Source organism: Serratia myotis (assembly GCF_027474885.1).
Classification (GTDB): Bacteria; Pseudomonadota; Gammaproteobacteria; order Enterobacterales; family Enterobacteriaceae; genus Serratia; species Serratia proteamaculans.
The window spans coordinates 1,290,007-1,301,713 of sequence record NZ_CP099707.1 but is presented as its reverse complement, the minus strand read 5'-3'; the positions used below and the strand labels follow the sequence as shown (position 1 = coordinate 1,301,713).

The 11,707-nt window shown below is 53.8% G+C and carries 12 protein-coding genes; 5 read left to right on the top strand and 7 right to left on the bottom strand.

What is annotated here, in order from left to right:
• Positions 1-15 precede the first annotated feature (15 nt).
• Positions 16-705 (top strand): two-component system response regulator KdpE, encoded by a 690-nt coding sequence (gene kdpE / locus NHG65_RS06065; RefSeq protein WP_020825653.1) that lies wholly within the window; start codon positions 16-18, stop codon positions 703-705.
• Between the two features lie 27 nt (positions 706-732).
• Here the strand turns inward: kdpE and NHG65_RS06060 are convergent, their stop codons facing one another.
• The 4 genes from NHG65_RS06060 to seqA form a co-directional block, all read right to left on the bottom strand.
• A complete protein-coding gene (locus tag NHG65_RS06060; protein WP_099065235.1) occupies positions 733-1,032 on the bottom strand; it encodes a DUF3861 domain-containing protein in 300 nt (99 codons plus the stop codon).
• Entirely contained in the window at positions 1,032-1,688 is a 657-nt protein-coding gene (locus tag NHG65_RS06055; protein ID WP_207976126.1) for a PadR family transcriptional regulator, read from the bottom strand. Before NHG65_RS06055 ends, NHG65_RS06060 begins: the two co-directional genes overlap by 1 nt.
• 185 nt (positions 1,689-1,873) lie before the next feature.
• Positions 1,874-3,517, bottom strand: coding sequence for a phosphoglucomutase (alpha-D-glucose-1,6-bisphosphate-dependent) (gene pgm / locus NHG65_RS06050; protein WP_207976128.1), 1,644 nt, complete (start codon positions 3,515-3,517; stop codon positions 1,874-1,876).
• A gap of 77 nt (positions 3,518-3,594) precedes the next feature.
• On the bottom strand, positions 3,595-4,134 hold the full coding sequence (seqA, locus tag NHG65_RS06045) for a replication initiation negative regulator SeqA (RefSeq protein WP_112350054.1): 540 nt from the start codon (positions 4,132-4,134) through the stop codon (positions 3,595-3,597).
• Between the two features lie 241 nt (positions 4,135-4,375).
• Here seqA and ybfF point away from each other — a divergent pair, with 241 nt between their 5' ends.
• The 4 genes from ybfF (at position 4,376) to fur (ending at position 7,264) form a co-directional block, all read left to right on the top strand.
• A complete protein-coding gene (gene ybfF, locus NHG65_RS06040) occupies positions 4,376-5,149 on the top strand; it encodes an esterase (RefSeq protein WP_099065111.1) in 774 nt (257 codons plus the stop codon).
• A 291-nt stretch (positions 5,150-5,440) separates the two neighbouring features.
• Entirely contained in the window at positions 5,441-5,728 is a 288-nt protein-coding gene (ybfE, locus tag NHG65_RS06035; protein WP_012005675.1) for a LexA regulated protein, read from the top strand.
• Between the two features lie 229 nt (positions 5,729-5,957).
• On the top strand, positions 5,958-6,497 hold the full coding sequence (fldA, locus tag NHG65_RS06030; protein WP_012005674.1) for a flavodoxin FldA: 540 nt from the start codon (positions 5,958-5,960) through the stop codon (positions 6,495-6,497).
• A 320-nt stretch (positions 6,498-6,817) separates the two neighbouring features.
• Positions 6,818-7,264 (top strand): ferric iron uptake transcriptional regulator, encoded by a 447-nt coding sequence (gene fur / locus NHG65_RS06025; protein ID WP_085115541.1) that lies wholly within the window; start codon positions 6,818-6,820, stop codon positions 7,262-7,264.
• Between the two features lie 198 nt (positions 7,265-7,462).
• Here fur and NHG65_RS06020 read toward each other — a convergent pair whose 3' ends face one another.
• The 3 genes from NHG65_RS06020 to NHG65_RS06010 are packed head-to-tail and all read right to left on the bottom strand — an operon-like array spanning position 7,463 to position 11,660.
• Complete coding sequence (locus tag NHG65_RS06020) at positions 7,463-9,424, bottom strand: glycosyltransferase (RefSeq protein WP_499183042.1); 1,962 nt, start codon at positions 9,422-9,424, stop codon at positions 7,463-7,465.
• Positions 9,414-10,466: a UDP-glucose 4-epimerase GalE gene (galE, locus tag NHG65_RS06015; protein WP_099065041.1), complete on the bottom strand. Its 1,053-nt coding sequence runs from the start codon at positions 10,464-10,466 to the stop codon at positions 9,414-9,416. The genes NHG65_RS06020 and galE overlap by 11 nt, the downstream gene beginning before the upstream one ends.
• Before the next feature lie 48 nt (positions 10,467-10,514).
• Positions 10,515-11,660, bottom strand: coding sequence for an MFS transporter (locus tag NHG65_RS06010; RefSeq protein ID WP_099065040.1), 1,146 nt, complete (start codon positions 11,658-11,660; stop codon positions 10,515-10,517).
• Positions 11,661-11,707: the final 47 nt, after the last annotated feature.

Sequence of the window (11,707 nt, the reverse complement as noted above, 5' to 3'; positions counted from 1 at the left end):
ATTGCCGGGAGCCTTGTGAGCAGCACGCCAACCAATATTCTGATTGTCGAAGATGAGAAAGAGATCCGGCGTTTCGTCCGCACCGCACTGGAAAGTGAAGGCCTGCGGGTGTTTGAAAGCGAAACGCTGCAACGCGGGCTGATTGAAGCCGGCACGCGCAAGCCGGATCTGATTATTCTCGATTTGGGGTTGCCGGACGGCGACGGGCTGAACTATATCCGCGATTTGCGGCAGTGGAGCGCCATTCCCGTGATCGTGCTGTCGGCACGCAATGCGGAAGAAGACAAAATCGCCGCGCTCGACGCCGGGGCAGACGACTACCTCAGCAAGCCGTTTGGTATCGGCGAACTGCTGGCCCGCGTGCGGGTCGCTTTGCGTCGTCATTCCGGTAGCCTGCAAGAAAGCCCCTTGGTCAGCTTCTCCGAAATCACCGTCGATCTGATCAACCGCCGGGTACTGCGTCAGGGTGAAGATCTGCACCTGACGCCGATAGAGTTCCGTCTGCTGGCCGAACTGCTGGCCAACTCCGGCAAGGTGATCACCCAGCGTCAATTACTGAGCCACGTCTGGGGGCCGAACTATGTCGAGCATAGCCATTATCTGCGGATATATATGGGGCATCTGCGACAGAAACTGGAGGCCGACCCGGCCCGGCCGAAACACTTGCTGACCGAGACCGGCGTCGGTTACCGCTTTATGCCTTAAGGTTAACGGGCGCAGCATGCGGCGCCCCTACTGTTGCGGGCCTTTCTTCAATCCCATCATAAATTCCTTGAACGCTTCGCGCAGCGGTGCAAATACCGGATGCTTGCGGTTTTCGATCATCACTTCGGAAAACAGCTTCAGGCCAACCGCAAAGGCCGCACTGTTGTTCTCGCCAAAGTTCAGATCTTCACGTGCTTTGATGCGCTCAACGATGCCAAGAATGTCGTCGTGGTTTTCTACTTCAAAACTCAGTGGCGCTTTGTCTACGGGTTCGCCTTTGCGATCGCTCAGGGCTTCAACGGTAATGCGAAAACGGTGGCCTGGCATCATTCACTCTCCTGTGCCGTCGGGGCAATGTTCATTTCGCTTTCAATCGCCGCCACGGCGGTCAGCAGCGCCGCATTAATGTTCTCAACCTGCTGCGGTGAAAGATCCGCACGCATCACGTTGCCACGCAGCAAACTGCGCAGGCGGTTCATGGCTTCGGAGATGCCTTCAGCCAGATTACCGTGATGATGATGTCCGCGACCGACACCCGCCAAACGGGCCAGGATCACGTCGACAGCGGCCTGGTGGTTTTGCAGTTCACTCTGACCCAGTTCGGTGATCTGATAACTTTTGCGGCCGTTACTGCTGGTGATCGGCTCGAGGAAATCCTGCTCTTCCAGCAGCGTCAGGGTCGGATAAATCACCCCAGGGCTTGGCACATACAGGCCGGAAGACGCCTCATCAATCGCCTTGATCAGTTCATAACCGTGGCTCGGTTTACGTGCCACCAGCGCCAGCAACACCAGCCGCAGGTCGCCATGTTCAAACATGCGGTGACGGCCACCACGGCCCCCGCGCCCGCCCCGGCCATGCTCTTCGCCGTGATCGCCGCCAAAGTGATGACGCCCGCCGCGACGGCGATGATGATGGCCGTGCCCTTCTTCGCTATCAGGGTGGCAACCGTGACGACGGTGTAAATCTAAACGGTGAAACATAGGGTATACCTCTCAATGGATAATCAGTTGACGAGGTGATTTAGATATATCTAAGTCACTTCGATATATCTAATCTAGATCGATATATCTAAATGCGCAAGAGGGGTTGATTAAAAAGATATATCTAAATTGCAGGCATAAAAAAAGCGCTGTAAAAACAGCGCTTTTTATCAGGCAGGGAAAGATTACTTGGCGGAGGCCAGCACTGCGCTGACGATTTCTACCGCTTCATGCTCGATCTTTTCGCGGTGCTCAGCACCCAGGAAGCTCTCACAATAAATCTTGTAAGCCTCTTCAGTACCGGATGGACGCGCGGCAAACCAACCGTTGTCAGTCATCACTTTCAGACCGCCAATCGGTGCACCGTTGCCCGGAGCTGCCGTCAGTCGTGCGGTGATCGGATCACCCGCCAAAGTGTCGGCCTTGACCATTTCCGGCGACAGCTTGGACAATGCCGCTTTCTGCGCTGAAGTTGCCGGCGCCTGAATACGGTTGTAGCTAGGCGCGCCAAAGCGTTTGGCCAGATCTTCGTAGTGATTCTGTGGGTTTTCGCCGGTCACCGCGGTGATTTCCGCCGCCAGCAGGCACATGATCATGCCATCTTTGTCAGTCGACCAAGGGGTGCCGTTGAAACGCAGGAAGGATGCCCCGGCGCTTTCTTCGCCACCAAAGCCCAGGCTGCCGTCGAACAGACCATCAACAAACCATTTGAAGCCCACCGGCACTTCCACCAGCTTACGGCCCAGATCGGTGACCACACGGTCAATCATCGCGCTGGAAACCAGCGTTTTACCCACCGCCACATCAGCGCCCCACTGCGGACGATGCTGGAACAGGTAGTTAATAGACACTGCCAGATAGTGGTTCGGGTTCATCAGGCCCTTCGGCGTAACAATGCCGTGGCGGTCGTAATCCGGGTCATTGGCAAACGCCAGGTCGAACTTGTCGCGCAACGCCAGCAAACCGCCCATCGCCGGAACTGACGAGCAGTCCATGCGGATCACGCCATCGTGGTCCAGGTGCATAAAGCGGAAGGTCTGATCGATAGAGTCGTTCACCAGAGTCAGATCCAGCTTGTAATGCTCGGCAATACGCTGCCAGTAAGCAATGCCGGAACCGCCAAGTGGGTCAACGCCCAGCTTCAGGCCGGCGCGCTGGATAGCAGGCATATCGACGATATCCACCAACCCTTCGACATAGGGTTGCACCAGATCTTGTGCGTGCACGCGACCGCTGTTCCAGGCCTTATCCAGTGACTGACGCTGTACGCCTTTCAACTGCAATGACAGCAGTTCATTGGCGCGCTTTTCGATCACTGAAGTCAGATTGGTGTCGGCCGGACCGCCGTTGGTCGGGTTATATTTAATGCCGCCGTCTTCCGGTGGGTTGTGGGACGGGGTGATAACGATACCGTCGGCCAGTGCCCCACCGTTGCGGTTGTGGCACAAAATGGCATGGGAGACCGCAGGGGTTGGCGTAAAGCCGTTATTTTCCTGCACGATCACATCGACGCCGTTGGCGGTCAACACTTCCAGCACGGAAATAAAGGCCGGCTCGGACAGCGCATGGGTGTCTTTACCCACGTAGCATGGGCCGGTCACCCCTTGCTGATGACGGACTTCGGCAATCGCCTGCGCGATAGCGAGAATATGGTTTTCATTAAAGCTATGGCGCAGAGCACTGCCGCGATGGCCTGAAGTTCCGAACTTCACCGCGTGTGCCGCATTGCCCGCTTCAGGTTGCAGTACATAGTACTGCGACGTCAGCTGAGCTACGTTGATCAAATCGCTTTGCTGAGCCGGCTGCCCGGCACGTGGGTTATTCGCCATCGACATATCTCCCTAATCCCTGTCCTGCGGCCTGGCAATATGTCGCTCACGGCCACCATGACGGGCTGTTCGCTAAATTAGATAGTGCCGCAAACTTTTTCTGTCAGTTCCGCGGGGAACTGCATAGCCTGCATGATATGTTCCACCATGCTGCGTTTACGACCGGTATTGGTATTGGTGATCACCCAGTAAGGCGTGCCCGGAACGTGCTTCGGTTTGGTGTGCGTTCCGTTCGCCAGCAGGGTTTGCTGATCGCCGGCAAAATAAGTGCGGGTACGGCCATGCAACGCCTCGGTCGCCGTGGCAAAACCAGCCGCATCGAGGGTGTACAGGGTGGAAAGTACCAGCATAAAACGGTTCACCGCTTTGTTCTGTTCGGCATACTCGTCCGACAACAGCAGTTCACGTACGGCACGCACACGATCGCGCGGACGCGACACGGCGACAATCTTATCCTGCTCAGCGCTCTGAGCGCTGGCGGCCGGCACAGCACGTAACGGCTGACCTGCGGTAAACTTCAACATGCGGCGCAAAATATCGGACGCGCTCTCACCAATATGTTGCGTATGGCTGGCAATATAACGGTAGAGCTCTTCGTCGACTTCAATAGTTTTCATCTTTATCCAGTACTGTTTTTTTCTACTTAGAACCTGAAGCCAGATCCGGCATTCAAGTCATGGGATTATAAGGTTAAAAGCGCAGGTGCGAACATAACAATGTGCCTCAACACGGCAAAAGCAGACAATTACCTAAAGCCTGCTTGGCATCGGCCCTGCCAACCCAGCACCTTACCATGAAAAATCCGCGTTATTCATCGTGAGTTTCAATCATGATACCCTAATCTGAATCTCTCTCAGTATGAACTTTGCCATGAAATTACATTATCAACTGCTGGCTACCGAGTCCGACGCGCTGCCGGTGATCCTGATCCACGGACTGTTCGGCAATCTGGACAATCTCGGTGTGCTGGCGCGCGATCTCAACCAACAACACAGCGTGATTAAGGTCGATCTGCGTAACCACGGCCTGTCGCCCCGCTCAGCGGTGATGACCTACCCGGAGATGGCGAAGGATCTGCTGGCATTGCTGGATGATTTGCAGCTGGACAAGGTGATTGTGATCGGCCACTCGATGGGTGGCAAAGCGGCGATGGCGCTAACGGCAATCGCACCTGAACGCGTGGAGAAACTGATCATTATTGATGTGGCGCCGGTGGATTATCAGACCCGCCGCCACGACGAAATATTTGTCGCCTTACAGGCCGTAAGCGCGGCCGGTATCACCCAACGCCAGCAGGCGGCGGAATTGATGCGCGACTATCTGCAAGAGGAAGGGGTGATCCAGTTCCTGCTGAAATCCTTCCACCAGGGCGAATGGCGCTTTAACCTGCCGGTATTGATCGAGCAATACGAAAATATCACCGGCTGGCAGGAAATTCCCGCCTGGCCGCATCCTACATTATTCATCCGTGGCGGGCTGTCGCCCTACGTGCAAGACAGCTACCGCGCAGATATTGCCCGCCAGTTCCCGCAGGCTCGCGCGCATGTGGTCGCCGGTACCGGACACTGGGTGCATGCGGAAAAACCAGAGGCGGTGCTGCGTGCTATTCACCGTTTTCTCGGTGAAGCCTGAGCCGAACGCGCCCTTATAACAGTGCAGACTCCGCCGAAAATAGCCATCTGGTGAAAAAACGCGCTAAAGATAACGGCTTAGCGCGTTTTGAGTTCAGTTAAGCATTGTCGTTGCTCCACCTGCTGGGGTAATATGGCGCGCTATAATTTTGCCGCCGTGCCGGGCGTGTTCATTAACGCCAGGCTGGGGGTAAATTTGGGTTAGGGTTTATTGGCCCGAAGTGTGTTAACCGAACCATCCAGAAGCGTCTACGCGCTTTTAGATGCAAACTCCCTTGCAGTACCGCTACCTATGGCAAAAGAACAAACGGATCGCACGACGCTGGATCTGTTCGCAGATGAACGCCGTCCGGGGCGCCCGAAAACCAACCCGCTATCCCGAGATGAACAGCTTAGAATCAATAAGCGTAATCAGCTTCGACGCGATAAAGTCCGTGGCTTACGGCGTGTAGAACTGAAGATCAACGCGGATGCGGTGGACGCCCTGAACAAACTGGCGGAACAGCGGAATATCAGCCGCAGCGAGCTTATTGAGCAAATGCTGTTGGCACAACTGGCGGACGACCAGCCAGAACATTGATCATTGCAGCCGCACATGCGGCCCGGCGTTAAGGATGACGCCCGATCAACATCGTTTTATTCCACCCGGCATCGCATAAACGCGATAAAACCCCGGGGTAAATTTCTGGCATGATACGCAATTACCGGTGAGGGATATCCCTTGTCATGGCATCATTTTAATCGGTGTTATCGTGGTCAGCGCTAACATCGTGTAATGCAATTAATTGAATTTAAAGGTTATACGCGATATGGCTAATGTAGGCATTTTCTTTGGCAGCGACACTGGCAATACCGAAAACATTGCCAAGATGATCCAGAAAATTCTTAAGCAACAGTTTGGCGACGATGTGTGCGAAATTCACGACATCGCCAAAAGCAGCAAAGAAGACCTGGAAGGTTTCGATATCCTGTTGCTCGGCATCCCAACCTGGTACTACGGCGAAGCCCAGTGTGACTGGGATGATTTCTTCCCGACGCTGGAAGACATCGACTTCAACGGCAAGCTGGTAGCGCTGTTCGGCTGTGGCGATCAGGAAGACTACGCAGAATATTTCTGTGATGCGATGGGTACCATCCGCGACATCATTGAACCGCGTGGTGCCGCCATTGTCGGCCACTGGCCAACCAAAGGCTACCATTTCGAAGCCTCTAAAGGGTTGGCAAGCGACAGCCATTTCATCGGCCTGGCGATTGACGAAGATCGTCAACCGGAGCTGACCAACGAACGTGTTGAAGGCTGGGTAAAACAAATCGTCGAAGAGCTGAGCCTGGCCGAAATTGTCGGGTAACGCCAAAGGTTGAACAAAAGCCCTGCAGAGTGCATAGTGTTGCCGGCAGGGCCATCATTGGCAGTACTGATTACTGCAATCGAAGATACAAATTTGTAACTTCCCACATCGTCAAGGTAGACTGAGTTATCGGTTTATCCCGCCCATCAAGACGTTGCGTGTGTGACATGCAATAGTGCAATTATATCTTTGTTAACAACCGGCGGTTTCTATTTAGGTCAACCGGTTCTATAATGAGACGCAATTAACTCTTTGTGCCGACCGATGCCACAGGCGAGAACGCCTCAACTTGATTAGCATAGTAACAGGACTGAATCCGCATGACTGACAACAACACCGCATTGAAGAAGGCCGGCTTAAAAGTCACGCTTCCGCGACTCAAAATCCTGGAAGTACTGCAAAATCCGGAATGCCATCACGTCAGTGCGGAAGATCTGTACAAAAAACTGATAGATATGGGCGAAGAAATTGGCCTGGCTACAGTTTACCGCGTACTGAACCAATTTGATGATGCCGGTATCGTGACCCGTCACAACTTCGAAGGCGGCAAGTCCGTGTTCGAACTGACCCAGCAGCATCATCACGATCACCTGATTTGCCTGGACTGCGGCAAAGTGATCGAATTCAGCGATGAATCTATCGAAGCGCGTCAGCGTGATATCGCCAAACAACACGGCATCAAGCTCAGCAATCACAGTCTGTACCTGTACGGCCACTGTGCAATTGGTGACTGCCGCGAAGACGACACTCTGCACGACAAAAAATAATGCCCTTAACCGGCATCAAGAACCGCCTTAACGGCGGTTTTTTTATGCCTGCGACGAGCGGATAAAAAAATCCCCGGACAGGTCCGGGGAAAGTTCACAGCTTGAAATACGACAATTGCAGCGGCACTTCTCTCTCACTTCCCACTTACACTCACTTCACCGTCAACTCACCCGCCGACACGCGGATGGGCAAACTCTTCACAGCTCATACTCAAGAAACAGCAGCCGGTCAAAGAACAACGACCAGGCCTGATCGAATACACCACGGACACGGAACCCTTTGTTCAGATAAATTTGGCTGGCCTCACTGCTTTGCCATACACACAGCACGATGTTTTTCGCCTGGTGCCGTTCAGCCTGCTGCTTTATCAGGGCGAACATCGGGTTAAAATGCCCCTGCCCGCGAAACTGACTTTCAATCGCCAGGCTACAGATAAAATAATCATCCTCAGTGCACAGGCTTTGCACAAAGTGATCGTAAGCCTCATCCAGCGGCTTCAGTTCATCGCGGTAGTGGTAATCCGCTTTTACGCCATACAGCTCACTGACAGTAGCCGCATTGAAAAAGCCGACAAACGTCCCGCGCCGATCGTAAGCCACCGTGATCAGATCCAGATAAGGCTCGATATTTTGTGCCTGCTGTACCGACACCAGATCCAGCCCGGCCCGGTTGCCAACAGAACAGTACTCCAGGTAGCTGGTACTAAAAATCAGCTTCGCCATGCGGGTTTTATCTGTTTCACTCGCCTGCCGCCCCGGTAGAAAATGCAATGATCCCCCCGGCTCCGACAACACCGCATCCCCCTCTCCTGTGGTCTGGCACCAGTAATTACCCGCCGTAATCTGCCGCCGGTTATCGGCGATCAGGTATTCTCCAAACAGTTGATTTACCCGATCAAGCTGGCGGTCATGGGAAAGCACGGAATAATAGTGGTAATGGTCGATATCGGAACGGATCTGCGCTGGATAGGCCATACGCGGCACTTCATCGACGGTAAATATTTCCGCATGGCGTGCCAGATCCAAGGGTTGTTCAAGCCGCCAATCCACCTGCTCCAAACGGCTGACACATTGCAGATAACTGCGCTGTTCTTCCTGTGACAGCGGTAACCGTTCATCGGTGATCACATCCTCCAACAGGCGCATGCCACGGACTCCGCAGGTGACCGCCTGCGGGTCAGCGTCATACAGGACACCGTAATCCCGGCAGAAGCGATCGTGACTGAGGAACGTACAGCCTATATAGCGACTCCACAGCTGATAAAAGGGATCAAACAGCTTCCGTTCATAAACCGAATTCTTATCCGGGACTTCGCCACTTTCCGCCGCATAGATCTGATCCAACCCCGCCAGCATCTGGCACAGCGAGATATCCCCCTTGCGGCTGATGATCATGCCGGTTTCATCGAGAAACAGATTCAGCCAGCTGACGTGGCTGACCTCGCCCCCAGCCAGAAACTGAAGATAATCTGGCAGTTCAGGCTTGATCAAAAACAGCGTCGCCGATCGGTGGGGTATGGTATCGATATCCATGTACAGCCCCCCCATCTCGATCAAAATCAGAAAGCGGAAATAGTCGGAAAGCGTGGCGTAATAGCGCTTATCATGCAGTTGATGGATAAAGCCCAGGTTGTCGCCGACCCTTTTTTGCGCCAGTTCGCTCAGTGAATGCACCTGCAGGCGATGATTACCGGCATCATACTCCCCCAGGTAGCCGCCTTTTCTCACAGGTACGGGGATGAAATACGCATCCCTTGCCAGTTGCTGCGCGTCCCAAACCCACAACATGCCGACCCAGTCAGTCGTCTCGGCGCTAGCCACCGCCTGCTGCGCGTCGCCCCACTGGGAAATAACCTCTCTGGCATCGTCAGGGATAGCGCCCCCCAGCCAGATTCGGTGCAGCCGTTTTTCACTCGCTGCCAGCGGGCGGGTAGGAACGCAAAAGAGTGAAGAACAGCGGGCGGCATCAAATAAATGCCCATGTGCCGCCAGCCATTCGCGCAGTTGAGTGACCCCACGCTGATAGCTTTCCAGCAGCGCCGGTGAAGTCTGGCGCTGATATTTTACGAACTCAAACTTCAGGTCGTGGATCCGTGCCTCGTATTCGGCTCGAAACAGATCGTCTCGCAGAGCGCCAAAATGCCCATCGTTAAGCTTCATCGGAGGCCATCCTTATCGATGACAGCGGTACCGAAGAGCCATAACCTTGCGGATTTTTGCTCTGCCAGGACCAGGCATCGCCCACCATTTTTTCCAGACTGCGTTTGGCTTGCCAGCCCAGTTTTTCTGCCGCCAGCGACGGATCGGACCAACACTCGGCTATATCTCCCGCTCGTCGGGGGTTAAATTGATAGGCGATTTTGAACCCGCAGGCACGTTCAAAGGCCCGAATAATTTCCAGAACCGAGTAGCCTTTACCGGTGCCCAGGTTATAGACGTTAAAACCGGGCTGCAGGTTATCCAGCGCCTTCAAATGCCCTTCGGCCAGGTCCATCACGTGAATATAATCTCGTACCCCGGTACCATCGCTGGTGGGATAGTCGTTGCCATACACCGGCAACACCGCGAGTTTGCCAATAGCCACCTGCGCCAGATAAGCCAGAAGATTATTGGGAATGCCGGCGGGATCCTCACCAATCAAGCCAGACTCATGCGCGCCGGCCGGATTAAAGTAACGCAGCGCGGTAATCGCCATCTGCGGTGCCGTGGAGGCAAACTCCGCCAGGATCTGCTCGACAATCAGTTTGGAGGTTCCGTAGGGGTTGGTGGTCTGCCCAACGCGACAGTTCTCCGTCAGTGGGGTATATTCCGCCGGCCCATAGACGGTGGCCGAAGAGCTGAAAATAAATTGCTTAACGCCGGCATGGCGCATTCTGTCCAGTACGATCAATGAGCCGGAGATATTATTTTGATAATACCTCAGCGGTTCTTCGGTAGATTCCCTGACCGACTTCAATCCCGCAAGATGAATAACCGCATGAATATCATGTTGGCGGAATATATGATCCAGCAAATGATGCTGCTGGATATCTCCCTGATAAAAAATCACTTTTTTACCGGTCAAGCGCTCCACCCGAAACAAAGACTCTGGCGAGCTATTGGACAGGTTGTCCAGTACGACAACTTCCTCCCCCCTTTCCAACAGCGCCAACACCGTATGCGAGCCGATATAACCGGCGCCGCCCGTCACCAATATAGCCATCATATATCCTTGTTTGTGTTTAAAATAAACGACTCACTCAGAAACCACCTAAACTTCCCGGGTCTTAAAACCGACAGGTAAAGCAATACAAAGCAGTAATATGGCTAACAGATAAACGGAGGAATGTGGCCCGTACTCGGTCAGGATCCCTTGTAATATTCCGGCCAGGATCACGCCGGTAGAAATGCTGTTGGTGAATAACGTGGTGGCCATACCCGCCCGTTCCGGCATTAAATCCTGGAAATACAGCATGCCGACGGTGGCAATAATGCCGATAAAAATGGCGTTAAACAGCTGCAAGGCCAGTAACCCGGTAGTCGAGGTAAACCACAGCATCCCGGCATAAAACACGATGCCGGCCACCATGGCCCCCGCCATCATCAGGCGCTTGCCCACTCGGTTTACGTAACGTCCCACCAGGATCATGATGGGGATTTCGATTGCGGCGGCGATGCCCATCATCCAGCCGGTCAGACTTTGCGGCAAACCCAGCTCGGCCGTGATATACAGCGGCACATCAATCAGATACATCGCGCTGCAGGTCCACATCAATACCGAGGCGAAAAACAGCAGGCTAATGTCTTTATCGAAGACTGTTTTTTGCTGTATGGCGACGTCATCGCCCACCACGGGGCGAGCGACCTCGGGCAATATCCACCAGGCCAGCAGTGTGACCAGCAGAAATATGCCGGCGGCAAAAATAAACATCGCCGTGAAGCCATAATTCACCACCAGCATAAAAGCCAACGGCGGACCAAAAACCCAGGCCAAAGAAAGTTGGGCGCGCATGATGGCGCTGAACATAGCGACGTTTTGCGATGACCGCTCCCCGTACTCTCGTGCCAGAGCGAATAATTGCGGTATCGCCGTATTGGCAATGGCGGTTAACAGCACGCCCGCCGTAATTAATGTCAGGTAATTGCGATTAAAAGCAAATAACAGACAGTTCCCTGCCGCCAATAAATAACAGATTAAAATCAAATAACGCCGGTCACGCTGGCGATCTGATTTTTTCGCCAATAAAAAACTGACAATAATGCCGACCCCGGCGTTAACCGCATAAAAAAAACCGACCCATAATGACGACACCCGCACCTCGGTGGTGAGGAACAGGCTTAGGGTCGGTATTTGCAGTGCCCCGGCAATCCCGGAAAAAAAAGCAACGACCATAAAGGTCAGCCGTATCGAATTCATCTCTGATTACCGTCGGTCGCTGCTGTTAACCATCAATAACGGCCCGC